The following is a 22622-nucleotide window of genomic DNA, read 5'->3' on the forward strand; positions in this document are numbered from 1 at the left end:
GAACAAGATCGCAATCGCCACCACCTGCAACAGCACGAAGGGCAGGATGCCTTTGTAGATCGCGCTGGTGGGCAGGTCCGCCGGGGCGACGCCGCGCAGGTAAAAGAGCGCGAAGCCAAAGGGCGGCGTCAGGAACGAGGTTTGCAGGTTCACGCCGACAAGCACGCCCAGCCAGATCGGATCGACATCCAGCATCAGCAGCACCGGTGCGGTGATCGGGATCACGATAAAGATGATCTCGAACGTGTCGAGGATGAAGCCCAGGAAGAACATGATCAGCATAACGACTGCAACAGCGGCGAGCGTGCCACCGGGCAGATTGCTGAGGAATTCATGCACCAGATTGTCGCCCCCCATCATGCGGAACACGACAGAGAAAACCGACGCCCCGAGCAGGATCACAAAGACCATGCTGGTGATCGTTGCCGTCGCGATCATGGTTTCCTTGAGCACCCCAAAGGACAATCGCCAACGCAGCGCTGCTAGGATCATGGCACCCACAGCCCCTACGGATGCTGCCTCTGTCGGGGTGGCGATGCCGCCCAGAATAGAGCCTAAAACGGCCATAATCAGAGCCAAAGGCGGTACCAATGCGACAAAGACCTCGCGCAGCAGGGCCGATTTTTCATCTGCCGGAACCGGTGTCGCGGGGCAGGATTCTGGATCGGTTGCGGCTTTGAACAAAACGTATCCAAGGTACAACGATACGAGCAGCAGACCGGGCAGCAAGGCGCCGGCAAAAAGATCGCCGACAGACACGGGCGTCGGGGCATAATTGCCCTTGGCCATCTGCACCTGCGAGTTAATGCCCGACAGCATATCGCCCATGAAGATCAAGACGGTAGAGGGGGGGATGATTTGCCCCAGGGTACCGCTGGCACAGATAACGCCAGTCGCCAGTTTCGGGTCATACCCCGCGCGTAGCATCGCGGGCAGCGAGATCAGCCCCATAGTCACCACTGTCGCGCCCACAACCCCGGTAGAGGCCGCAAGCATGGCACCGACCAGCACGACAGAGATACCAAGCCCGCCACGCATATTGCCGAACATCTTGCCCATCGTAAGCAACAGCTGTTCAGCGATCTGGCTGCGTTCAAGCATCACGCCCATAAAGATGAACAGGGGCACGGCCACAAGGACCTCGTTTGTCATGAAGCCGATATAGCGGTTTGGCAAAGACCCGAAATTCGACGGATCGAACACGCCCAAAGCCATGCCTACACCGCAGAATAGTAACGATGTACCGGCGAGGGTGAAGGCAACCGGAAAGCCCAGAAGCAAAAAGCCGATGACCCCAAAGAACATCAGCGCGGCGAGCATCTCGCCAATCATTATCGGGTCCATCAGGCGGCTCCCTTAGTGGCGGCGGGTTTGATGGCATCGGGGCTGTACTGCATCGCGGCGGGGACAAGATCGACCCTGCCCCGCAACACCAGAATCGACCGGATCGCCATCGCAATACCTTGCGCCGCGATCAGGGCGGCAAAGACGATGATAAAGGTTTTGAGAATATAGAGCCCCGGCATCCCACCAACGTTGGCGGAGCCTTCATGATAGCTCCAGGCGCGCTGCACGAAGGGCATGGAATAGATGTAGACGATCCACGTAAAGGGCAGCAGAAATATAACCACACCGATCAGATCGGTAATGGCACGGGTGCGCAGTTTGGCGGGGCGGTAGAAAATATCGACCCGCACGTGATCGTCGCGCAACAGCGCAAAACCGGCGACGGCGGTAAACATTGCGCCATTGAGCCAGATATACAGGTCCTGCATCCAGACATAGCTGATGGCAAAGAGGTATCTTTGTACCACTACGGTGAAGCAGACAATGACAATGGCCAGCGCGAGCCAGGAAAAGACTTTCCCGATAATCAAGTTAACAGCGCATATGAGTGAGGCTACTCCAGCGAGAAAACGCACATTCCACCCTTTTCTATGGTTTCTATCGTTCTTAACGCACGTCAATCAAAGTGCCACGGGGGAATGTCAAGCGGCGACGGATTCTTGACGGTGTTAAAAGCTGGCAGGTGACGCGGGTGAAGGATCCTTCTAAGGATAGCTTTTGACATTTCGTGCAACTTTAGGTTACAGATTCGCCGTCGTGTGTTTCCGTTGATAAGTTCCCGTAGTTAAAGATAATTTATGAATATGCCAAAATCAGCCCAAGTGCTCCAGTTGAATACAGGCGCTCTGCTTAGAAGAGAGCAAGGGAGGGCGGTGTTCGCGGTGAATGGTGCCGGCGATCTGGTCGCGAAAGTGCCGATCGGGGCGGATGTGTCGGCGCGCAAGCGGCGTGTGAGGCCGTTGGTACACACGCAATTCCCAGTGACGCTGCACCGCGCTTTGGTGCGTGAGGTGTCGCATGAAATGGAAGTGCGCATGCGCAGCTTTGGCACCGCCTTTGTCTCTCCGCTGGCGACGACGCATGGGATGACGCGCACGGACATGGGACTGGGTCTATTGATGCAGCGTGTCGGGCCAAAAGCTGGCGGACTGGGGCTGACGCTGGATGAGTTTATCGCGCGTGACATGCTGGATACCGCCGCGCTGAAGGCTTTGAATGATTTCGCGCGATCGGTTTTTGCGCTCGGTGTCGTTGTGCCAAAGGCAGATTGCCGGAGCATCGTGTGGGGGCAGGAAGACGGTATCTGCCGACCTTTCATTGTAGACGGGTTCGGCGACCCGAGTGTCATCAGGCTGCGTGCGTGGTTCCCATTTCTGCGCAGATATGAATTGCACCGTGGGATGGAGCGTATGGCCGGCGAAATTGGACTGCACTGGTCACGGCGCAAGAAGATGTTTTTGCGCAGCAGGCCCGGTGCCCACCTATAAAGGAATTATTGCTGCGTCAGATTCGATGAAACTGACAGAATTTCAATCTTATTGGAACTTTGTCAAAGTATCTGTGGATTTATCAATAAAATAAGGGGAAACGAGCCGTAGCGTTTTGGGTGCGGGCGGTCTAGTTTACCCCTGTCGAAACAAACTCACACGGCCATGTGACTGGTTCTTGGGAACAGAGGCGCGTTATCGGGGGTTACTTCTTCAAGCACTAACTAAATAGGAGCGTGTCCGCATGCTGACCAAACGACATTTCATCACCAGCACCGCTGCCGCGTTGTTTTCCGCCCCTCTGGCCCCGAACCTTGCCGCTGCTGCCACGACTAACCGGTCGATGTGGGATGCGTGGGACGCACAAGTGACGCCCGCCGGCTTTGACCCTGCAACGACAAACCCGTGGGGTGTCGCACCACGCTTCCTGCCGCGTCTTGTCGAATCGAACCCCGGATTGATACCGGGTGACATTCACGTTGATGCGGTGGCCCGCTATCTTTACCACATTCAGGACAACGGTACGGCCATGAGATATGGTGTGGCGATTGCCCGTGGCGATCTGTACGAACCCGGCACCTATTCGATCAAGCGCAAGGCGAAATGGCCGACGTGGACGCCGACCCAGAATATGATCCGTCGCGATCCTGAGCTTTACGCTCAACACGCTGACGGTATGGATGCCGGACCGCAGAACCCCTTGGGGTCGCGTGCGCTGTATCTGTTTGTGGGCAACCGCGACACCTATCTGCGCATTCACGGCTCGCCGAACCCGCAGTCGATCGGGGGGCGTGCGAGCTCTGGTTGCGTACGGATGATCATGCCGCACATCAACGCCTTATATGAAAACGTGAACACCGGTTCGCGCGCTATTCTTTATCCACCCGAAGAGCGCATCACCGCAACGAGCTAAGCGGAGTTACGGCTTGTAGATACAAAAGGCCGCCGGAAGCATCGAGCTTCCGGCGGCCTTTTTACGTCACGATGCGGGGCGCATTAGCCCGCCGCAGCTGCCGCGATCGTTTGGGTACAGATCGGACGGCCATTGTCGGCGCGCAGGGGCAGGAAGGTCGTTTCGACCGGCCCGCGGTAGCGGTAGACGTAGCATCCGTTGCTGGGGTCGATCTTAACCGCGGTCAGGTCCTGGTTCTTGGCAGCCACCAGGCGCACATTTTCGGGCAGTTCGGTGAAAAACCCTTGGTCGTTGGTCATTTTGTCAGTGGTAGTTGGCACTTCCGCACAAGCAGCCAGCGCCAAAACGGCACAGCCTGCAATCCAAACCCGAACGCTCATCGTTATCTTCCTCATATGAATCTGTTATGCAGCTACGGTATTCCGCCGGAGTTGTAAAACAAGGGCATGTGTTTTCACGTCACAAACTGTTGCATTGCTGCATTGGGTCGATCCTAGTCGTGATCCTCGTAGGTGCCCGCGTGTTTTTCGAGCTTTCGCACCAGTGCGATGATAATGAGGGCAAGGATCACCGTCATACCTGCGATGGTCCATTCGCCCAAACCGCAGGCCACGCCGACAGCGGCGGCGACCCACATGCTGGCACCTGTGGTTAGTCCGCGCACTTTGCCCTGCGAGAAAACGATCAATCCCGCCGCGAGGAAGGCGACGCCGCTCGTAACCGCCTCGATGATGCGCAGCGGGTCCATCTGGATGGTGTCGCCAAATTCAGCGCTGCGGGCAAGGAGGGCGAGCGTCAGCAAACAGTAGATGCAGGACGCAAGACCGATCAGCATATGAGTGCGCAGTCCAGCGGGTCGTTTGGACGTTTCACGCTCCAGCCCAATGAGCCCACAAAACACGACTGTCGCGAGCGTACGCGAGATCACCACCGATAAGGGCAGGCTGGGAGAGAGCGCGAACTGGCCTAAGATATCATCCCACATCAGCACGGCTCCTGCGGGCAGACAGAGAGGCGGGGGGCTGCGGGGGCATGTGGCATGGGCGATCTTCCGGAAGCTTTAACGCGATAAAGTATATGATAAGGCGGCAATCGAAAAAGACCGCCCCCGAAAGGGGGACGGTCGGTGATGTAGCTATTTGCGGGGATCAGATCCAATAGTTGGGGATCATGTAGTGTTCATGCGTCCGGCGTTCCCAGTCCCGATCCGCTTTCCAGCCGTCGTTGCGGTCCGGCGCGCCTTTGACTTGCTCTTCGGTGATGTCGGTTACGAAACCTTCTTTAGCAGTGTCGTAGTCGAGCTTGCCCCACGGCACCGGATGGTGTTCTTCGCCGAGGCCAAGAAACCCGCCAAAGCCCATCACGGCATAAGCGACCTTTCCCGATTGTTTGTCGATCATCAAGTGATCGATGGAGCCAATGTGTGTGCCGTCGCGGCTGTAGACATTCGTCCCGTTCACGTCAGAGGAAGATACGAGGCTAGAGTGTGATGTTGCAGTCATGTCGAAACTCTCCTGTGTTGTGGTTATCTGTAGTTGAAACGAAGGATGCGCGGTTCCGGTTCCGGCGGCTTTCACTGGCGGCCAAGTTCTGCCGATGGGCGAGGTCTGGCCGAGGGGGCCGTTGTCTTGGAACCCTTGCGAAATCGGGCGGGTTGGTCCTTGACCAATCGACCACAGTTGGCCGGTTCAAATCCAAGCATAGAGGGAGATTACCATGAAAATCGCATTTACCACTGCCGTGGCCTGCGGGCTGATGACAAGCGCCGCATTTGCAGCAGAGACCACAGCGACCGTCATGAACAGCGACGGCGCAGAGGTCGGGACCGTTTCGGTAAGCGACACAGAGTCCGGCGTTGCGCTGGCGAAACTGTCGCTGACGAACCTGCCCGAGGGGGGTATCGCAGTGCACTTGCACGAGACCGGGGATTGTTCGGGCGAGGGCTTTAAATCAGCAGGCGGTCATATTGCAGGGGACCGGGAACATGGCGTGCTGGCCGCAGGTGGCCCGCACCCCGGTGACATGCCGAACGTCACCGTAAACAGCGATGGCACAGTCGAGCAGGAGGTATTTCTGCCTTTCCTGAACGTGGAAGAACACCTGATGGACGATGATGGTGCGGCGTTTGTGACACATGGCGGACAGGACGATTACAGCTCGCAGCCATCGGGCGACGCGGGGGATCGTATTGCTTGTGGGACCTTCGGGGCCGACCCTGCTTGATCGCAGCCCACATACAATGATGTGAAGGATCAAGGCCGCGCCTGCACTGGTGCGGCCTTGCGTTTATTGCCATATGCTACCGCGAGCCCCCTGACCGACAGGGATCAAATTGCCGGATGTATCAGCAAGGTTTCCCATGGCTAAAACTCCAAGCCCCTGTATCGACGTGTGCAAGTTCAAACGCGAGGGCCATTGCATCGGTTGTTCGATGACCAAGGCGCAGAAATCTATGTTCAAGTCGCTGAAGAAGGAAAGCCACCGCGTGGGGTTCTTGCACATGCTGACCGCACAGCAGGAACGTCTGGGCAAATATAGTCACTGGGATCTGGCGTATCGCAAAAAGCTCGCTAAACGCAAAATCGCGGCCGAGAAGCTTCTCTAGCCGCGATTTGTTTCGATGTGCTAACGGCGTCAGCGGGCAGGGCGGTTAGCCTGCGAGGTGTGCGCGCAGGAACCACGCGAATTTTTCATGCGCTGTTCCGCGTGCGATACACAGATCTTCGGTTAGCGTGTCGCCGTTGTCGGCGGCCAGCTGGCCTGCGCCCGCGATGGTAGAGGCCAGCGTCTCTTGCGCTTCCATCATCATGCGGATCATTTCCTGATCGGTCGCATGGCCATCATGTTCGCTGATCTTGGACCGTTTGAGCATGCCGGAAAGCATCCCTTCGGCGTGCACATCAAGGGCTCGGATACGCTCTGCCAGATCATCCTGCGCGACAAAGTGGTCTTCGTAGATTTTCTGGAACAGATCGTGCAGCGGACCGAACGACATGCCTTTTACATTCCAGTGAAAGTTCTGCGCGAGCATTGTCGTCACGGCGGTTTCGGCAACGCATTGGTTTAACGCATCGGCGATTGCTGTTTTTGCATCGGTGGTCAATGCAGCGGCTGTCTGGTTCATTTTTACGTCCCCACATGTTTGAAATTGTAACTGGCTGGCACGGTACAAGCTGGCTGTCTTTTAACATAGACGCGGAAAACGGTTTGCCAAGACTTGTTTAGAATAATTCTAATCTTTAGAAAACTGCTCGGATATCTGGCTTAGCAGATAGCCGATATAGCGCCGGTCCGCATGGGATACCCGCGACTTGATCAGGAAATTGAGGTTAGCAAGATCATTGGCGCGGATGCAGGTCAGGCACCGCAGGGTCCAGGATTCGTCGAACGAAAGCGTATCTGTTCCGGGGGTGAACCAGATCACTTGCCGCTGTACTGCGCTTGGCAGGCATTTGACGAGCGTATCGACAAATGTGCGCTTGGCGTCTTCGCCGTCGAGGCTGAGCAGGGCGCAGGCTTCGTAAAGATCCGTGCGCGCGGCGACGCGACATGCCATCGCCGACAGCCGCAAACGGGTCAGGGCGGCGCGTTGGTCGGGGGTAACGTGCGGGGCAGGTGCGTGCAGTGGTGTGTCGTCACGATCCGAGATCGGAAGGGTCGCCAGTGATGCCATATCAAGAGAAGTCCATACATGGGGCGGGGAAGCCCGGTCGATTGAATATCTTACTCTAATTATAAGGTATGTGCGGGGGGCCTCACAAGGGGCAGTGATCCGGCGACACGCGGCGCAGCTTTCCCCGCATCGGATATGTCGTCCAATGGCGGAAAAATGGGGGCGGCATTGCTGCCACCCCGCGCTTTAATAATAAAATTATTTGCAAAACGATGCTGGTTTAGAATGAGGTCAGGCAGCGTGAATATGCCCGATCTCGCCAGCCCGCTTCTAAAAAGTTGTGATGCCGTTCTATGGCCTTAAACTGCCATTGCCGTCAGATTGGAACAAGCGGGGAAAAACCCCCATCTAGGGTTTGATTAGCCCCAGAACCAGCGACTTGGCGACCGCGTGATCGCGGGTGCTGGCGCGCAGTTTGCCCTTGGCCCCTTTGATGTGTTTCTCGAACGTCTTTTCGCTGATCTTGAGGGTCCAGCAGATTTCGGCGGGGCGTAGGCCGATGGCAAGGTAGCTTAGACAATCACGCTCTCTGGGGGTGAGGTTGACGAGCAGGCTCATGTGATCGCGGCGAATCCCTTCGTCCATGGCGAAAGACAGCCGCCGTAACGTGCTGCGATGGGCCTCCCAGTACCGGCTGAATTCGCCGTCCGACGTGGGGTCCCCGACCCAGAGGCCGATGCCTGAAATCGCTTGTCCGGCGTTATTGCGGTTGAGCGAAAGCGAGGCCCCGTATTTCATGCCAAGGTCGCCTTCCAGCTCGGATTGTAGCTGCTGGGGTTCGGTGGCGTGCTCTAGCAGGCTATCGTCGTTCCAAAGGACTTCGGGCATGCCATTGGCAATCAGTTCAACCGATATGTCATCATCAACCAGCGCATTCGCCTCTACGGCTGCAGACCAATCGGAGGAATAGGTGTGGCGAAAGAATCCGGCTTTGGTGAACCCGCGCACTGTGGCGTCGCTGCGGTAGGGGATTATGCCATACCCAACGCCCGTCACGCCGACATCCGACAGTGCTGTCATGCACGAGGCCCAGAAAGCTGCGTCATCCATGCCTGCGCGCGCCGCGCCTGTTAAATCGATCAGCTTTTCCAATGACATGTGCGCCCCCCGACAACGCCGACATATTGGCAACGGTGTCGCCAAGACGCAACAAGTAAACACTGTAGGGCGAATGTTTGTGGTGGAATGGACCCTCAGGTTGTGATCTGGCGCTCGACCTTTGTTAAACCTCTTGTGTTGATTTCGGCGAACGACGTACAAACGAGGCATGAATATCAGCGCGATCACAATGGTTTACAAAGACTACTGGGCGCTGTCCCAGTGGTACCTGCATTACGGGCGCTTGGTGGGCTTTGATAACCTGTATGTTGTCGCACATGGGGCCGACCCCGAGATCGCAAGCCTGTGTCCCCGCGCGACAGTCATTACCGTGCCCCGCGAGACGCTGGAAGGGTTCGACCGACGGCGCGGGCAGGTGCTGAACAGTTTTGCAGATGGGCTGGCCGTGTCTTTCGATTGGGTGATCCGCACTGACGCGGACGAGCTGATCTGCTTTGATCCCGCGGTCTATGCGTCTCTAACGGAAGTATTAGAGACTGTTTCCGGCAAGGCCGTCTTTGCCTTGGGATTGAATGTAGCAGAAACGCTGGACGACAATGTGTTGGCGGAAGGACAGTTGGCTTTGGGTCACCGGCGCACAGCTGTGTTTTCGGGCCATTACAGCAAAGCATGGGCCACCAAACGGGGCACGGGGTTGTGGCGGCACGGGATATGGGTCGGGCCAAGGCGCATCGAGTCCACGCCTTTCGAGCTGCCGCGCGGCGTGTATCTGATGCATCTGAAATACGCGAATATCGCTGCTTTAGAGACGGCAAACCAGCATCGCACGGATGTGGGCAATATGCCGGGGCGGGGTCTGCCGGGGGCAGCGTGGAAAGAAGCAGATCAGACCGCCGCACGGTTCTATGCACGATTGGCAAGCTACCCATCACAAAGCTGGGAGGCGGCGCGCGATCACGCCTATGCGACGATAAACGCGGCCCCAGTGCGTGACACAAAAGAGAATGTCCTGCGGGCGAAATCGACCGTATTCGAACAGCGGGTCACCTTGCCCGATTGGGTGGCCGCGACCTTTGGCGACGCCTAGCCGGCGCCATCTAGCGCTTGTTCACGTCGTCTTCCCGTGGTGGGATGCCCCCGATCTAAACCGTAGATTGCATGGGAGGAGAGCAGGGTGACGGATAAAATCAAGGTAGAACGCCACGGACCGGTGACGGTGTTGCGGCTGGATGATCTAGAGACGATGAACGCGCTGACATCTACCATGGCGCTAGAACTACGCGACCTGCTGCTCCTTGAGGCGCAAACGGCGCGGGCGATTGTCCTTGCGGGGTCGTCACGGGCCTTTTCCGCAGGCGCGAATCTGAAACAAAGTAAACCCGAAAGCCGCACGGAACTGGATGCGGGCGCGGCACTGGAAAATGCGTATAACCCGCTGATGACCACGATCCGTGATCTGCCCGTGCCTGTGGTGTCTGCGGTGCAAGGGGCCGTAGCGGGAATCGGTGCGTCGCTTGCCTTGGCGTGCGACGTGATTGTCGCTGGTCGCGATGCCTATTTCCTCGAAGCCTTTGCACGAATCGGGTTGATCCCCGATGGGGGGGCCACATGGCTGCTGACCCGTGCCGTTGGCCGCGTGCGCGCGATGGAAATGATGCTGCTGGCCGAGAAGATTCCGGCACCCACAGCGTTTGACTGGGGGCTGGTCACGCGGTTGGTCGAGAATGACGAGGTAGAGGCCAAGGCGCTCGAGATCGCGACGAAGCTGGCCAACGGGCCGGTGCGCAGCCTTGCCCTGATCCGAAAAGCCGCATGGAGCGCGGCTGACACTGACTTTGACACCGCGCTGGCGAATGAACGCAAATGGCAGAAAGAGGCGGGCAATACGCCCGACTTCAAGGAAGGCGTGGCCGCATTCCTGGAAAAACGACCACCGCGGTTCAACGGCTGAACCGCGAGCGGAGGTATCAAGGCCCTCGTTTCCCGCCGGTGCAGGCTGGCGGGAACGAAATCGCGATCTGTGCCGTTATCGCAGTGAAGGGTTTTGATCATGTTCCGCCAGCTGCTTGCCGTTGCACTTCTTTTTGGTCTCGCTGCCTGCCAGTTGCCGAAAGACCCGGAAAATACCACCCAGACCGTGCAAGGTGCCGTGTTGAAGGTGGGCCTATTACAAGACCCGCTGCCACAGATTGACCTGACCGCCGTGACACTGATCGCCGATGCGCTGAACGCAAAAGTCGAATGGCACCGCGAGAATACTCACCGGATGCTTGATGCGCTGGAGATTGGCGATCTGCATCTCTTGGCGGGCGGCATTCCTGAGGATTCACCTCTGACCGACCACGCGGGGGCGACGAACCCCATCGGCTACGTCACTATCGGTGCCGATCGGCCAGAACGGGTGTTGCTGCTGCGCCGCGGGGAAAACCAGTTTCTCATGCGGGCAAATATGGCGTTGCGTCCTTTGACGCGGGAGGCCAAGCAATGAACCGTTACCCCCCTTTGCCGCCAGAAATTTCCGACAAGATCGCACAGGCGCGGCGGCTGGAATGGTGGACGCTGTTCTGGCTGATGACGATTATCGTTGTGATGTTTCTAGTGATGGGATCCAGTCAGGCGATGCAGGCGGCATGGATTGAGGACACACTGTCGTTGCTCCCGCCTATCCTGTTTCTTGTCGCGGCGCGGCTAGAGCGGATGCCCCCCAGTGCCAAATATCCGTTTGGGCTGCACCGTATTGGTACGCTGGCCTTTGCCCTATCTGCGGCGGCGTTGACGTTGATGGGCGGGTATCTGGTGTATGACGCGGCGGTGACCCTGATCCGGCAAGAGCATCCGACCATTGGCAGCATGGAGCTATTCGGTACAGAGGTCTGGATGGGTTGGCTGATGGTGGGGGCGTTGGTCTATTCCATTATCCCGCCGGTGATTTTGGGGCGCAAGAAGCTGGCGATTGCGCCTGATATTCAGGACAAGGTGCTGCATGCCGACGCGGATATGAATGCCGCAGACTGGAAGACCGGCGTCGCGGGGATTTTGGGCCTCATTGGCATTTCCATGGGGTTCTGGTGGACAGATGCGGTGGCCGCCGGTTTGATCGGGTTGGATATCCTGAAAGACGGCGGGCGCAATCTGCGTATCTCTGTCGCAGAGCTTTTGGACGGTGCGCCGCGAAAGCTTGGATCGGATGAGATGCAGGATTTGGCGCGCCGCGTCAGAAAAGGGGTGGACGGCGCCCCGATGGTCAAGCTGCGCGAGGCCGGACGATATCTGCACGTGGTCATCGGCGACGATGAAAGTCTTTTGCCCAATCCCGAACGCGCCAAAGAGCTTGTGGGCGAGGAGGATGCATGGCGGGTGGTGACCCTGAGTGTGGCCTCCGGAAAAAAGCCACTTTAAAGACCCGTGGACAATCGGCGCGAGGCGCGGGAGAGGTGAACGAAGGGGGCCTTTGCCCCCTTCATCATCGCATCAGTTGATATGTGTCACCAATGTATCGGCCGACTTACGTACCTTTTTCATCGGGGCCAGCCAGTCGGATCCGGCATCGCGGTAGCCCAATGGCAGCAGGATCACCGACCGTAGGCCGCGTTCTTTCAAACCCAAAATCTCGTCTACTTTGGCGGGGTCGAAGCCTTCCATCGGGGTGCTGTCGACCTCTTGTTCTGCTGCGGCAACAAGCGCCACACCAAGCGCGATATAGGCCTGACGCGCGGCGTGGGCATAGTTGGTTTCAGTGTCGCGGGGCAGGTAGTTGTTTTTCAGGTTCTCGTAATACGCGTTCAGCATGGGCAGGTCGCCACGGGCTTCGACGTTCAGGTTGGTCACGGCGTCGATGCGGTCTGCGGTGTAGGTATCCCACGCTGCAAATACCAGTAGATGCGAGCCTTCGGTGATCTGGGCCTGATCGCCCGCGGCTGTCTGGATTTGCGCCAGCTTGTCGGGGTTGGTCACGACCAGCAATTCAAAGGGCTGGGTACCGCTTGAGGTGGGGGTCATGCGGATCGCTTCGATGATCGTGTCGACTTTTTCCTGAGGGACCTTCTTGGAGGGGTCCATCTTTTTGGTCGCATAGCGCCAGTTCAGCTGCTCTAGAAGGGTGCTGGTCATTGTTGTCTTCCTGTTATTGGCCGCCTCGGGGGTGGCGTGTGTACCGGCGCGATGTAAGAATCCCTGCCCCCTAACGCAAGGAGACCGGCGCATTTAGCGCCGGCCCCTCAGATGGCATTGATGATCGCGCCGGATTAGATCGCGCGACCCGCCCCATCCCAATAGGGGGCGCGCAGACGGGGTTTAAAGATCTTGCCGCTGTCTTCGCGGGGCAGGGCATCGTGGAAATCGACAATCCGTGGCGCTTTGAAACGGGCGAGCTTGCCGTCGAGGAAATCCAGCACTTTTTGCTTGTCGGCGCTGTGGCCCTCGGCCAATTCAACCGCCGCGACGATCTGTTCGCCAAACTCGGGGTCGGGGGCACCAAAGACGGCAACATCGCGGATGAAGGGCGCGCGCATCAGCACCGCTTCGATCTCGGCGGGGAAGATATTGGCCCCGCCCGAGATGATCATGTCTTTCTTGCGATCCGTGATGAACAGGAACCCGTCCTCGTCCACCGACCCCAGATCCCCGACAGAGAAATGCCCGTGCTTTTCAGCCGAGGCGCGGCTTTCGGGGTCATTGGAGTAATCGAACCCGCCGAAGGCGTCCATGCGGGCGTAAATCTCGCCGACCTGGCCGGCGGGCAATTCGTTTCCGTCGGGATCAAGGATCAACAGCGTCCCGCCCATTTGCATACGCCCTGCGGTGCCGGGTCGCGCCAGCGCGTCAGCCGACGACACCATCGTCATGAACCCGATCTCTGTCGCGCCGTAGCTTTCCCAGAACACCGGCCCCCACCAGTCGATCATCGCGACCTTCAGGTCATGAGGCCACGGCGATCCGGTCGAGACGCAGAATTCAACCGAGGACAGGTCGTACCGCGCTTTTACGTCGTGGGGCAGTTTCAACATCCGGCTCATCATGGTGGGCACCAGATAGATATGGGTGATCCGCTGTTTTTCGATGGTGGCAAGAAAGCTTTCGGGATCGAACTTTGGCGCGACAAAGGTCGACACGCCGGGCGTCACCAAGGCGGCAGACGTGAGCGTTGACGGCGCCGAATGGTAAATCGGGGCGGCAGTGAAAAAGCGCGAACCGGGTTTAAGCTGCAACATCTCCGTGCCAACGCGCGACAGCACGTCTTCGAAGTCGCGCTTGGGTCCGCCCCCAAGGCGCCGTACGCCTTTCGGTTTGCCAGTAGAGCCCGAGGTATAGCGCATCAGCGGGCGCATCATCTCGCGCGGGGTGATCGGGCTGGCGGCATCAACAAGCGTCGACCATTCCGGCGTCTCGGGGTCGGTTTGTGCCGCGGCGTCGTCAATGCCGTAAGCTTCGCGGAGAGCGGCGTCGGGGGTGATCGCGATCACGGTGCGCCCTTCAAGGGCGGGGCGTAGCGCATCGATCAGATCACGGTGGATAATCACGAACCGCGCACCGCTGTCGTCGCAGATGGCACCTGCTTCGTCGGCGGCAGCGTGCCAGTTCTGCGCCACGATCACTGTGCCCGCCATTGCAGCAGCGCGCATCACCTCGAGCTGGGTCAGATCATTGCGCATGATGACCGCGACGGGCACATCCGCCCCGGCCCCCAAGCCGGTCAGCGCTGCAGCCCCTTGGGCGGCCCGTCGGTCAAAGACTTCGCGGGTAAGCGTACGATCAAAATCTGCGATCACCGTATCTGACATTATTTGTTCTCCCATAGTGCCAAGCCCACCCGCCGTTTGGGCGCGCAGGTCGTATTGTTCCCTGACGTTAAGGTAACCTTAGTTTGACGCAGCGTCCATCGGGGGTGGCCTTGCGACGTTACGGCAGAACCGATTTCTCATAGGTGAATCGACCCATGGCGGGTACACCGGAAAGCAACTGTAATTTTCTAAGATGTCTTGGGAGGGATCGTCGTGGGAAATCCGATCTTTGGCCTCGTGCCGTTTGGCGGCTGTCGTTTGGCGGGTCGCATCGAGCCTGCTGACATGAAGGACCGCCGTCTAGGTAATCCTGTGGGGGGCTTTGCATGAACACGTCGGATGTTATTATCGTCGGCGGCGGGTTGGCCGGTCTGGTCGCCGCAGCCGAGCTGGCAGATCGCGGTAAAAAGGTCATTATCATCGATCAGGAACCCGAAGCCTTTCTGGGCGGGCAGGCATTCTGGTCTCTTGGCGGGCTGATGTTGATCGACAGTCCCGAACAGCGCCGGATGGGCATTAAAGACAGCCGCGAACTGGCGCTGCAAGACTGGATGGGGTCGGCGCAATTTGACCGGCCCGAAGATGCATGGCCGCGCAAATGGGCCGAAGCCTATGTCGATTTTGCTGCGGGTCCGATGCGCGGCTGGCTGCACGATATGGGCATGCGGTGGTTTCCTGTTGTGGGGTGGGCAGAACGCGGCGGCGGGTTTGGTTCTGGCCACGGTAATTCGGTGCCGCGCTTTCACCTGACGTGGGGCGTTGGGCCCGGAACACAGGCACCGTTTGAACGCCGCGTGCGGGAACACGAACAGGCAGGGCGGATCACTCTGAAGTTCCGGCACCGCTGTTCACATATCATCATGGAGAACGGTGCAGCTGTCGGCGTCTCGGGCGAGGTGCTAGCGGCGGATACGGCTGCGCGCGGGCACAAGACCAACCGTGATATCGTGGGCGATTTTGAACTGCGAGCACCATCGGTCGTGGTGACTTCTGGCGGGATCGGCGGAGATTTCGATCTGGTGCGCAAGTCTTGGCCCATAGACCGGCTTGGCCCTGCCCCCAAAGAGATGATCGCCGGTGTGCCCGCCCATGTCGACGGGCGCATGATCGCCATCAGCGAAGCCGCTGGCGGCAGGCTGATCAACAACGACCGGATGTGGCACTATACCGAAGGGGTGAAAAACTGGGACCCGATCTGGCCCAACCACGGTATCCGCATTCTGCCGGGGCCGTCATCGATGTGGTTCGACGCGAGGGGCAACCGGTTTCCCGCGCCATCGCTGCCGGGGTTCGACAGTCTGGGGTCTTTGAAGATGATCCTCGATACGGGTTTCGATTATTCGTGGTTCATCACGACGCAGAAGATCGTGAAGAAAGAATTTGCCCTCTCGGGATCAGAGCAGAACCCTGATTTCGCGGATAAAAGCTGGGTCAAAGTGGTGCAGCAGCGCATTTTAAACAAGGCCGCGACCCCCGCCGTCGAAGCCTTCAAAGAACACGGCGAGAATTTCGTTGTGGCGCAAACGTTGCCCGAATTAATCGCCAAGATGAACGGTATGGAGGGCAATGATCTGCTTTCGCTTGAAAAGATCGAGGCCGAGATCAAGGCGCGGGATATGCAGGTCGACAACAACTTTAGCAAAGATGCGCAGATCATGGCGATCCATGCGGCGCGGAACTATCGCGGCGACAAACTCCAGCGCACGGCCAAACTGCACAAGATACTCGACCCGGCAAACGGGCCATTGATCGGGGTAAAGCTGAACATCATCACGCGCAAAACTCTGGGCGGGTTGCACACCAATCTGGACAGCCAGATGCTGGATGCCTCGGGGGTGCCGATCCCCGGACTGTTTGCCGCCGGAGAGGTCGCGGGTTTCGGTGGCGGTGGGTATCACGGCTATAATGCGCTTGAAGGAACGTTTCTGGGGGGCTGCATCTTTTCTGGGCGCCAAGCCGGACGGGCAGATACGATCGCTTGATCGCTTGATGGCTTGGATCGGGTGATATCTAAGGGGGTGTAGATACGATACAGGTACCCCATGACCGAAACCTCCCCTTCCGCCCGTGCCCTTGCAAGCCGTCCGACGCAGTCCATCTGGCCCGGCTTGCTGCTGGCCGCCATGATTGCGGGGCTGGCGTTCGTGCTGCGGTTTGTGCCGGGGCTGGGGATGCTTAGCCCGTTGATCCTTGCGATCCTTTTGGGGATGACCCTGCGCAATACCTTGGGCACGCCCGAGGCCGCGCAGGCCGGGATTGCCATCAGCATGCGGCTGGTTTTGCGGGCGGGGATCATCCTGATGGGGCTACAACTGACCTTGGGGCAGGTGGCACAGGTCGGCTGGTTGGGCGTAGCGGTGATCGCGCTGTCGCTGGTGCTGACTTTTGGGTTCACAATCTGGCTGGGGCGCGTGCTGCGCGTGGATGCCAAGCTGACACAGTTGATCGCGGCGGGGACGTCGATCTGCGGGGCATCGGCGGTGATCGCGACCAATACGGTGACCCGTGGCCGCGACGAAGATGTCGCCTATGCGGTGGCCTGCGTCACAATCTTTGGCTCGCTTGCCATGATCTTGCTGCCTTTAACCGAAAGTTGGTTTGCATTGGGTCCGCGCGGCTTTGGCCTATGGGCCGGTGCATCGATCCACGAGGTCGCACAGGTCGTCGCAGCCGCTTTTCAACGCGGTGACGAGGCTGGTCAATTCGGCACCATTGCCAAGCTGACGCGGGTGATGATGTTGGCCCCGATGATCTTATGTCTGGGGGTCTTTGCCGCGCGGCGCCGTGGGGGGCAAAGCGGCGGGGGCAAAGCCCCGATCCCGTGGTTCGTCTTTGGGTTCATCGCGATGGTTGGCGTTGCCTCGACCGGCTGGGTGCCGGAGGCGGTGTTGGACCCCGCGACCGGCGTTACGCAGTTTCTACTGGCGATGGCGCTGGCCGCGATGGGGCTGGAAACCGACCTGCGCAAGCTTGCCGCAGCGGGGCTACGTCCGGCCTTGCTGGGGGCGGGGGCTTGGGTCTTTATCATGGGGATCAGCCTTGGGCTGATTGTTCTGACGGGGGCCGCAGGATGACATTTGATCAGCTACGCATCTTTGTGGCCGTGGCCGAACGCGGGCAGATGCCCCCGCGGTCCTTGCAGCGTATTACTTTTGGGGCGTGAACAGCATCGCGGCGTCATTAAGGATCGTATCGCGGCAGGTCTTGACGAATTGCTTGTCGACAAGGTGATCGCGTGAGATTTTGCTGATGGAGGCCTTGCCTTGCAGCGCCGCGAGCCCGATTTGTGCTTTGAAAGCGGGATCATCCACCGGCGCCTTGGAGACTTTTACCTTTGCCGGAATAGGCGCGTCTTGGGGGACGATCGCGTGCTTCGCGATCAGCCCATCCATAAAGCTGCCGGACTGGGGTGTGTTGTTTTCTTTTTCCTCAAGCCGCGGTTTCATCCGTCGGGCCCAAAAATGCACCCCGCGTGTGCGTTCTGTCAGCCGCTCTTCGATGTTGAACTTGGACAGGATCATGTGATTCCTGTCGGGAAACGAGATCGGGTAAAACGCGGTTTCGGGTTCCGCGTGGTCTATCTCACCGGTTTCTTTCAGGAAATGCGTCACCGAGGCAGGGCCGGTAAAGCCCCATTCCTGCGCTGTCATATGGACGGGTTGGCCGGCGTCACGCTCTTTTTCCAGCTCGCGTTGCTGCCAAGGTTTGAGCCAAGGCGCGATCGCATATTCATCGGTAAAAAAGTCGAGCAGTCCCGCCAGAGTTTTCGAATCCGACGGCAACCCCAGCACTGCGTTGCACACCAGCCCCGGCTTTTCCCAGCCAAAGACAAACGAGCTGTCAAAGTCGAATGGGCGGTGACAATACATATCGGCATCAACCCAGATGCAGTCCGTCTTCAGCAGCAGGTGCAGCCGCCACATATCGGCATGGATCGCGGGGCTGCCGGTGCGCGCATGTCGCAGCATCGGTTCTGCCGGATAAATTTCCTCGGCGTCGCCTGCGTGCACACCGTCCGGCAGGTTATCAATCGGCCCATAGCTATAAAGCGTGACGTGGTGGCCATTGTCCGCAAAGGATTTCAGGCACAGCTGTTCAAGCCAGGACAACCGCCCGCCGATCCAGAGAGACGCGATTTTAGGAAGTGTTTTCATTGGGCAAACATCACATGTTATCCGAGACTTGACTAGGGGTTCGGTATCGTACCGAAAAGGTTCAGAACAAAGGCATAGGTGCGGCGTGATTTAGGCCAGCTTGATGTCAGTGCTGGGTCTCTTCCTCCCGCTCGACGGTAAAGGCCCAGTCGTCGCCCTGTTTGCGCGCTACGACCTCGTCCGGGACAGTGCCGGGGCCCTGCAAAAATACATTGGCCCCGAAATGCGCGTGCAAGGTCGATAGCTTTTCCATGCGCGGGCTGGTCAATTCGGCATAGAATTTCGAATAGTTTTCGGTTGCCCGCAGTTCCGTGATCTTGCGGCGATGGCAGGCTACAGAATGTTCGTGCGCTGCCGCGATGTCCGCATCTTCCAGCAGTCGGGCGAGCTCTTCTTTCATGCGCGGCAAACGGGTCTGGATAGACTGTTCGACCTCGGCGTTGTTATTCATGCGAAACCAGTAGGCAAGACCCTGATCACGGTCGACGTGGTTCACCCTTCCGCGGTCGCGTTTCACCAAGAAGCTTTCGGCAGAGCGCACAGCATAGTGGTTCAACTGCACCAGATCATAGCCGTAGGTGTCGACCGTAGAGCGCCACCCGTTACGGTACATATCGCGCGGCAGTGGTTGACCGGACCCGTTGACCCAGTTGATCTCTTTCCACAGCTGAGATTTCAGCCCCTTGGGGCGATGCACGCCGAGCTTCTTGAAGATGCCGGTATTCTGGAACAGCGTCTTGAAACCCCATGCCTGATGCGGCTTGCGTGTGTGTTCGGGCGCGCATCGCTGGAATTGTTCGGTTATGGGCGTCGGCTGGAACGCGTGCACATCGCCGTTGCCGAACAAGCGCCATGTCATCGCGATCATATTTGCATTTTTGGTCGCGGCAAAAAGCGCATCAAGCGTGCCGTCGCCGCATTTGATGTTCACGAATTCATCCACGTCGATGCAGGTCACCCAAGTGGCGTTCTGAATGATCTTTTCTTGCTCAGCCGCCTGCAGGGCCGCGTGCTGCGGCTTGAGATTCACTTTCTGGAAGGGATTGTCGCGGTGTTGAACGATGCCTTTTTCCTGTAGCAGGTCCAACATCGTGTCGGTCCCATCGGTGCAGTCGTTGGTATAGATAATAAAGTCGTCAAACCCGATAGACCGATGAAAAGCGAGCCATTCAAGGATAAAGGGGCCTTCGTTTTTCATGGTCGTCACGATGGCGCAGCGCCCGCGTGCCTTGGCAGGGGTATCGATTTCTATTTCAGGCATGCGTACGGGGGCGTGGTCCCACAGCTTGGCCGCTTGATCTAGCAACGGGGGATGCTCGACCAGAGACGTTTTGGGCACAATTTTCGAGATAGACGGCGTCGGGTGACGCAACGCCATGTAGCGGTAAAAACGGATCGTGCGCGACAAATCCGGTGTTGCATTGCCCACCCGCACAAGGCGCCATACCGATCCTTCGGGGGCGTGATGCGGTGCGATGCACCAACGGCGACGTCCTGATGCGGTGTCGAATTGTACGCAGGTATGATCGCCAAATGTCGCATCGTCGTCATTGCGCACGCGCCATGGATAGCAATGCTGGCCGATCAATTCGATCAGGCCATTTTCGGCCCCGACGGCCGCATCGAACACTGTGGTCTTGGCGGGGGGGATCAGGTCATGCACATCAATGTTTGCTACTGCACGTGCATCGCCCAGAAACCGGTCGCGGATGATTTCGTATACTGACATCGCGCCCAGGGGGCTGGTCCAGGGGTCTGCCGGCGGCACCTTCATGCGATCTTTGCCGGGGGCTTCGGGCACATTAAAGGGATGCGCCTCGGCGGGGGCGTCGGGTTTGCCAAGCGGTATATCGGTTGTGAGGAGCACCACATCGCAGCCAAGCTGTCGGGCGGTGATGCCAGCCTGCAGGTTTTTGGCGAATGCATCGCCTTTATCGGGGCGACTTCGGTCAAGGATGACCGCCGAAGTCATACGGTGATAGGTTTCATGATGCGCTAACCAGTCGAGAACGACCGCCGCACTTTCGCCATTGCGCACCGCAGCCAGTGCATTGGCATCGCGATATTCTGAGCGTTCGACGGCGCTGCAAGCGAGCAGCACCTGTTTTTGTCCTGCAATATCAAAGCGCGGCTCCGCCCCTCGTGGCAGCGCATAGCTTAACACCGCTGCCCCGCCGACAGATTTCGTGCCCAGCAGGGCCGACCCGTCGGGCGGGGTCACAAGCTTGGGCGAAACGGACGCGTCAAAGAACAAGGTCACATGCTGTGCATCGTCGACGTCTTGAATGACTGCATCAAGCAGGGAGAACTTTTTGAAATGGCACCCTGCCATTTTGCGCCGGATCACTTTGCCAATCACATGAGCACCTGACTTTTCAGCAAAAAATAGCGTCACCGCTACGGAAACCTACTCTAGGCCGGTGCGCAATTCAACCTCGTGCGGGCAGGCGCTCAGCCTGTTTTGTCGGGCCATTGCGCTTTGCAATTGCTGCGTTCGCTCGTAACGTGAAGGCGACGCACGCGGGTAAAGGGGGCCGGCCAAATGACATCCCATGATCACGACCACGACCATTCGCATCTGACAGAGACGGAGGCGCGGGTAAGAGCGCTCGAAAGTCTGTTGAGCGCCAAAGGGTATATCGACAGCGCCGCTGTTGACCGGATTATCCAGACCTACGAGACCAAGATCGGGCCGCGCAACGGGGCGCATGTGGTGGCGAAATCCTGGGTTGAGCCCGAGTTCGAGGCGTGGCTGCGGCGCGATGCCTCTGCGGCGATCCATTCGCTTGGCTATCATTCCCGTCAAGGGGAACACATCGAGGCAGTGTTCAACGCTGACGATGTGCATCATCTGGTCGTGTGCACGCTGTGCTCTTGCTATCCGTGGTCGGTTTTGGGCCTGCCGCCGACGTGGTATAAATCTCCCCCCTTCCGGTCGCGGGCAGTGATCGACCCGCGCGGCGTATTAGCCGAGTTCGGCCTGACCCTCGCCCCGACGACGCGGGTGGAGGTGCACGATTCAACAGCTGAAATACGCTATCTGGTGATCCCGCAGCGGCCTGAGGGGACGGAGGGTTTGACGATGGACCAACTGGCTGAACTGGTGACCCGCAATGCGATGATCGGCACGGGACTGGCACGCGCGCCGCAGGTGGCGTCATGAACGGCGGGGCGGACCTTGGCGGGATGATGGGGTTTGGCCCCGTCGCACCCGAGGCCGATGAGCCGCTGTTCCACGCCCCGTGGGAGGCCCGCGCTTTGGGCATGGTCGTCGCACTTGGGGCCTGCGGGCAGTGGAATATCGATGCTGCGCGATCCGCGCGTGAGGATATGCATCCGGGCGATTATACCCGCACGCCTTATTATGCGATCTGGCTGAAAGCGGCCAAGCGGTTGATGGTGGAAAAGGAGATGCTCACCGAGGCTGAGATCGCCCAAGGCGTACCGCTGATCGCTGCAACCTCGATCAAGCGCAGGCTTGCGGCTGAAGATGTGGACGCGATGCTGTCTGCTGGCGGGCCTGCAGATCGTCCCGAACAGGGAGAGCCCGCTTTTGCCGTGGGCGATCAGGTCAGAACGATCAACGATCATCCCACGACCCACACCCGCATGGCGCGCTATGCCCGTGACAAGGTGGGCACCATCACCAAGGTGCACGGGTTTCACGTCTTTCCCGACAGCAATGCGCAAGGGCAGGGCGAAGATCCGCAGTGGCTGTATCAAGTGGCGTTCTCGGCGCGCACGCTTTGGGGTGCCCAGGGGCGCGAGGGGGACAGCGTCACACTGGATCTGTGGGAACCTTATCTGAGGACCGTATTATGACCTTGCCCGATCTTTCGTTTTTGCCAGACATTGCACTGGCTGGAAACGAGCCGGTCTTTGAGGAACCGTGGCAAGCACAGGCCTTTGCGATGGCTGTCACTTTGCATCAATCCGGTGCCTTCACATGGGCCGAATGGGCAAAAGCGCTGACGGCAGAGGTTCATTCAGGCGTCGAGCGGGATTATTATCAGCATTGGCTGTGCGCATTGGAAAAGATCGTCGCGCAAAAGCAGTTGGCGTCGGCATCAGAGCTGGTGGCCTGTAAGGACGCTTGGCACGAAGCAGCGGCGCGGACACCCCATGGGCAGGCCATTGCACTTTAGCGTCTTGGTCGTCCTCGCTTTTTAACACATCCCGGCGCAGGAAACCCCGCGCCGGGATGTTTGA

General features: G+C 58.7%; 25 protein-coding genes. 13 read left to right on the forward strand and 12 right to left on the reverse strand.

Features of this window, described 5'->3' with window-relative positions:
• Nucleotides 1–1344, reverse strand: a 1344-nt coding sequence (locus GLP52_RS18180) for a TRAP transporter large permease (protein ID WP_237273938.1), incomplete at its 3' end; no start/stop codon positions are given.
• The gene (locus tag GLP52_RS18185) at nucleotides 1344–1922 is read right to left on the reverse strand and encodes a TRAP transporter small permease subunit (RefSeq protein WP_208596071.1); all 579 of its coding nucleotides are present in this window, start codon (nucleotides 1920–1922) and stop codon (nucleotides 1344–1346) included. The genes GLP52_RS18185 and GLP52_RS18180, both read right to left, overlap by 1 nt.
• Nucleotides 1923–2144: 222 nt before the next feature.
• Here GLP52_RS18185 and GLP52_RS18190 point away from each other — a divergent pair, with 222 nt between their 5' ends.
• Nucleotides 2145–2834: a YrbL family protein gene (locus tag GLP52_RS18190; RefSeq protein WP_237273161.1), complete on the forward strand. Its 690-nt coding sequence runs from the start codon at nucleotides 2145–2147 to the stop codon at nucleotides 2832–2834.
• Nucleotides 2835–3078: 244 nt separating this feature from the next.
• Complete coding sequence (locus GLP52_RS18195; protein WP_093734007.1) at nucleotides 3079–3747, forward strand: L,D-transpeptidase; 669 nt, start codon at nucleotides 3079–3081, stop codon at nucleotides 3745–3747.
• Between the two features lie 83 nt (nucleotides 3748–3830).
• Here GLP52_RS18195 and GLP52_RS18200 read toward each other — a convergent pair whose 3' ends face one another.
• The 3 genes from GLP52_RS18200 to GLP52_RS18210 form a co-directional block, all read right to left on the reverse strand.
• Nucleotides 3831–4127, reverse strand: a complete 297-nt coding sequence (locus GLP52_RS18200; RefSeq protein WP_237273162.1) for a hypothetical protein — start codon at nucleotides 4125–4127, stop codon at nucleotides 3831–3833.
• A gap of 113 nt (nucleotides 4128–4240) precedes the next feature.
• A complete protein-coding gene (locus GLP52_RS18205) occupies nucleotides 4241–4732 on the reverse strand; it encodes an MgtC/SapB family protein (protein WP_093734005.1) in 492 nt (163 codons plus the stop codon).
• Between the two features lie 163 nt (nucleotides 4733–4895).
• Nucleotides 4896–5249: a PRC-barrel domain-containing protein gene (locus tag GLP52_RS18210; RefSeq protein ID WP_237273163.1), complete on the reverse strand. Its 354-nt coding sequence runs from the start codon at nucleotides 5247–5249 to the stop codon at nucleotides 4896–4898.
• A gap of 214 nt (nucleotides 5250–5463) precedes the next feature.
• On the opposite strand from GLP52_RS18210, the gene GLP52_RS18215 reads away from it, so the two are divergent.
• The gene (locus GLP52_RS18215; RefSeq protein ID WP_237273164.1) at nucleotides 5464–5970 is read left to right on the forward strand and encodes a superoxide dismutase family protein; all 507 of its coding nucleotides are present in this window, start codon (nucleotides 5464–5466) and stop codon (nucleotides 5968–5970) included.
• A gap of 136 nt (nucleotides 5971–6106) precedes the next feature.
• Nucleotides 6107–6352, forward strand: coding sequence for a DUF1289 domain-containing protein (locus GLP52_RS18220; RefSeq protein ID WP_237273165.1), 246 nt, complete (start codon nucleotides 6107–6109; stop codon nucleotides 6350–6352).
• 45 nt (nucleotides 6353–6397) lie between these two features.
• Here the strand turns inward: GLP52_RS18220 and GLP52_RS18225 are convergent, their stop codons facing one another.
• From GLP52_RS18225 to GLP52_RS18235, 3 genes are all read right to left on the reverse strand, one after another.
• Nucleotides 6398–6871, reverse strand: a complete 474-nt coding sequence (locus GLP52_RS18225; RefSeq protein ID WP_237273166.1) for a Dps family protein — start codon at nucleotides 6869–6871, stop codon at nucleotides 6398–6400.
• Between the two features lie 108 nt (nucleotides 6872–6979).
• Nucleotides 6980–7420 (reverse strand): hypothetical protein, encoded by a 441-nt coding sequence (locus GLP52_RS18230; RefSeq protein WP_237273167.1) that lies wholly within the window; start codon nucleotides 7418–7420, stop codon nucleotides 6980–6982.
• Between the two features lie 348 nt (nucleotides 7421–7768).
• Nucleotides 7769–8518 (reverse strand): helix-turn-helix transcriptional regulator, encoded by a 750-nt coding sequence (locus GLP52_RS18235; protein WP_237273168.1) that lies wholly within the window; start codon nucleotides 8516–8518, stop codon nucleotides 7769–7771.
• Nucleotides 8519–8687: 169 nt separating this feature from the next.
• On the opposite strand from GLP52_RS18235, the gene GLP52_RS18240 reads away from it, so the two are divergent.
• From GLP52_RS18240 to GLP52_RS18255, 4 genes are all read left to right on the forward strand, one after another.
• On the forward strand, nucleotides 8688–9566 hold the full coding sequence (locus GLP52_RS18240) for a glycosyltransferase family 2 protein (protein ID WP_237273169.1): 879 nt from the start codon (nucleotides 8688–8690) through the stop codon (nucleotides 9564–9566).
• An 87-nt stretch (nucleotides 9567–9653) separates the two neighbouring features.
• Nucleotides 9654–10430, forward strand: coding sequence for an enoyl-CoA hydratase-related protein (locus GLP52_RS18245; RefSeq protein WP_093733998.1), 777 nt, complete (start codon nucleotides 9654–9656; stop codon nucleotides 10428–10430).
• A 99-nt stretch (nucleotides 10431–10529) separates the two neighbouring features.
• Complete coding sequence (locus GLP52_RS18250; RefSeq protein ID WP_237273170.1) at nucleotides 10530–10967, forward strand: enoyl-CoA hydratase; 438 nt, start codon at nucleotides 10530–10532, stop codon at nucleotides 10965–10967.
• Nucleotides 10964–11878 carry a cation transporter gene (locus GLP52_RS18255; protein ID WP_237273171.1) on the forward strand — a complete coding sequence of 305 codons (915 nt, stop codon included), beginning with the start codon at nucleotides 10964–10966 and terminating at the stop codon, nucleotides 11876–11878. Before GLP52_RS18250 ends, GLP52_RS18255 begins: the two co-directional genes overlap by 4 nt.
• 72 nt (nucleotides 11879–11950) lie before the next feature.
• Here GLP52_RS18255 and GLP52_RS18260 read toward each other — a convergent pair whose 3' ends face one another.
• Nucleotides 11951–12589, reverse strand: a complete 639-nt coding sequence (locus GLP52_RS18260) for an NAD(P)H-dependent oxidoreductase (protein WP_237273172.1) — start codon at nucleotides 12587–12589, stop codon at nucleotides 11951–11953.
• 134 nt (nucleotides 12590–12723) lie between these two features.
• Complete coding sequence (locus tag GLP52_RS18265) at nucleotides 12724–14259, reverse strand: AMP-binding protein (RefSeq protein ID WP_237273173.1); 1536 nt, start codon at nucleotides 14257–14259, stop codon at nucleotides 12724–12726.
• 326 nt (nucleotides 14260–14585) lie between these two features.
• Here GLP52_RS18265 and GLP52_RS18270 point away from each other — a divergent pair, with 326 nt between their 5' ends.
• Together GLP52_RS18270 and GLP52_RS18275 are read left to right on the forward strand one after the other, a co-directional pair.
• Nucleotides 14586–16241 carry an FAD-binding dehydrogenase gene (locus GLP52_RS18270; protein WP_237273174.1) on the forward strand — a complete coding sequence of 552 codons (1656 nt, stop codon included), beginning with the start codon at nucleotides 14586–14588 and terminating at the stop codon, nucleotides 16239–16241.
• Nucleotides 16242–16301: 60 nt separating this feature from the next.
• Nucleotides 16302–17333 (forward strand): YeiH family protein, encoded by a 1032-nt coding sequence (locus GLP52_RS18275; protein WP_093733992.1) that lies wholly within the window; start codon nucleotides 16302–16304, stop codon nucleotides 17331–17333.
• A gap of 72 nt (nucleotides 17334–17405) precedes the next feature.
• Here the strand turns inward: GLP52_RS18275 and GLP52_RS18280 are convergent, their stop codons facing one another.
• A complete protein-coding gene (locus tag GLP52_RS18280) occupies nucleotides 17406–18413 on the reverse strand; it encodes a hypothetical protein (RefSeq protein WP_093733991.1) in 1008 nt (335 codons plus the stop codon).
• Between the two features lie 106 nt (nucleotides 18414–18519).
• Nucleotides 18520–20808 carry a glycosyltransferase family 2 protein gene (locus GLP52_RS18285; RefSeq protein WP_336885936.1) on the reverse strand — a complete coding sequence of 763 codons (2289 nt, stop codon included), beginning with the start codon at nucleotides 20806–20808 and terminating at the stop codon, nucleotides 18520–18522.
• Between the two features lie 147 nt (nucleotides 20809–20955).
• On the opposite strand from GLP52_RS18285, the gene nthA reads away from it, so the two are divergent.
• The 3 genes from nthA to GLP52_RS18300 are packed head-to-tail and all read left to right on the forward strand — an operon-like array spanning nucleotide 20956 to nucleotide 22558.
• A complete protein-coding gene (gene nthA, locus GLP52_RS18290) occupies nucleotides 20956–21576 on the forward strand; it encodes a nitrile hydratase subunit alpha (protein WP_093733990.1) in 621 nt (206 codons plus the stop codon).
• Nucleotides 21573–22235, forward strand: a complete 663-nt coding sequence (nthB, locus tag GLP52_RS18295) for a nitrile hydratase subunit beta (protein WP_237273175.1) — start codon at nucleotides 21573–21575, stop codon at nucleotides 22233–22235. The genes nthA and nthB overlap by 4 nt, the downstream gene beginning before the upstream one ends.
• Nucleotides 22232–22558 carry a nitrile hydratase accessory protein gene (locus GLP52_RS18300; RefSeq protein WP_237273176.1) on the forward strand — a complete coding sequence of 109 codons (327 nt, stop codon included), beginning with the start codon at nucleotides 22232–22234 and terminating at the stop codon, nucleotides 22556–22558. The genes nthB and GLP52_RS18300 overlap by 4 nt, the downstream gene beginning before the upstream one ends.
• Nucleotides 22559–22622: the final 64 nt, after the last annotated feature.

The organism is Sulfitobacter sp. M22 (genome assembly GCF_021736025.1).
Lineage (GTDB): Bacteria > Pseudomonadota > Alphaproteobacteria > Rhodobacterales > Rhodobacteraceae > Sulfitobacter > Sulfitobacter litoralis.

Excerpts from the sequence above, each read along its gene's own strand:
- GLP52_RS18225 (WP_237273166.1), bottom strand. The coding sequence starts at position 6,871 with ATGAACCAGACAGCCGCTGCATTGACCACCGATGCAAAAACAGCAATC.
- GLP52_RS18210 (WP_237273163.1), bottom strand. The coding sequence starts at position 5,249 with ATGACTGCAACATCACACTCTAGCCTCGTATCTTCCTCTGACGTGAAC.
- GLP52_RS18220 (WP_237273165.1), top strand. The coding sequence starts at position 6,107 with ATGGCTAAAACTCCAAGCCCCTGTATCGACGTGTGCAAGTTCAAACGC.
- GLP52_RS18300 (WP_237273176.1), top strand. The coding sequence starts at position 22,232 with ATGACCTTGCCCGATCTTTCGTTTTTGCCAGACATTGCACTGGCTGGA.
- GLP52_RS18235 (WP_237273168.1), bottom strand. The coding sequence starts at position 8,518 with ATGTCATTGGAAAAGCTGATCGATTTAACAGGCGCGGCGCGCGCAGGC.
- GLP52_RS18230 (WP_237273167.1), bottom strand. The coding sequence starts at position 7,420 with ATGGCATCACTGGCGACCCTTCCGATCTCGGATCGTGACGACACACCA.
- GLP52_RS18240 (WP_237273169.1), top strand. The coding sequence starts at position 8,688 with ATGAATATCAGCGCGATCACAATGGTTTACAAAGACTACTGGGCGCTG.
- GLP52_RS18190 (WP_237273161.1), top strand. The coding sequence starts at position 2,145 with ATGAATATGCCAAAATCAGCCCAAGTGCTCCAGTTGAATACAGGCGCT.
- nthA (WP_093733990.1), top strand. The coding sequence starts at position 20,956 with ATGACATCCCATGATCACGACCACGACCATTCGCATCTGACAGAGACG.
- GLP52_RS18265 (WP_237273173.1), bottom strand. The coding sequence starts at position 14,259 with ATGTCAGATACGGTGATCGCAGATTTTGATCGTACGCTTACCCGCGAA.
- GLP52_RS18260 (WP_237273172.1), bottom strand. The coding sequence starts at position 12,589 with ATGACCAGCACCCTTCTAGAGCAGCTGAACTGGCGCTATGCGACCAAA.
- GLP52_RS18255 (WP_237273171.1), top strand. The coding sequence starts at position 10,964 with ATGAACCGTTACCCCCCTTTGCCGCCAGAAATTTCCGACAAGATCGCA.
- GLP52_RS18215 (WP_237273164.1), top strand. The coding sequence starts at position 5,464 with ATGAAAATCGCATTTACCACTGCCGTGGCCTGCGGGCTGATGACAAGC.
- GLP52_RS18200 (WP_237273162.1), bottom strand. The coding sequence starts at position 4,127 with ATGAGCGTTCGGGTTTGGATTGCAGGCTGTGCCGTTTTGGCGCTGGCT.
- nthB (WP_237273175.1), top strand. The coding sequence starts at position 21,573 with ATGAACGGCGGGGCGGACCTTGGCGGGATGATGGGGTTTGGCCCCGTC.
- GLP52_RS18270 (WP_237273174.1), top strand. The coding sequence starts at position 14,586 with ATGAACACGTCGGATGTTATTATCGTCGGCGGCGGGTTGGCCGGTCTG.
- GLP52_RS18205 (WP_093734005.1), bottom strand. The coding sequence starts at position 4,732 with ATGTGGGATGATATCTTAGGCCAGTTCGCGCTCTCTCCCAGCCTGCCC.
- GLP52_RS18280 (WP_093733991.1), bottom strand. The coding sequence starts at position 18,413 with ATGAAAACACTTCCTAAAATCGCGTCTCTCTGGATCGGCGGGCGGTTG.
- GLP52_RS18195 (WP_093734007.1), top strand. The coding sequence starts at position 3,079 with ATGCTGACCAAACGACATTTCATCACCAGCACCGCTGCCGCGTTGTTT.
- GLP52_RS18250 (WP_237273170.1), top strand. The coding sequence starts at position 10,530 with ATGTTCCGCCAGCTGCTTGCCGTTGCACTTCTTTTTGGTCTCGCTGCC.
- GLP52_RS18275 (WP_093733992.1), top strand. The coding sequence starts at position 16,302 with ATGACCGAAACCTCCCCTTCCGCCCGTGCCCTTGCAAGCCGTCCGACG.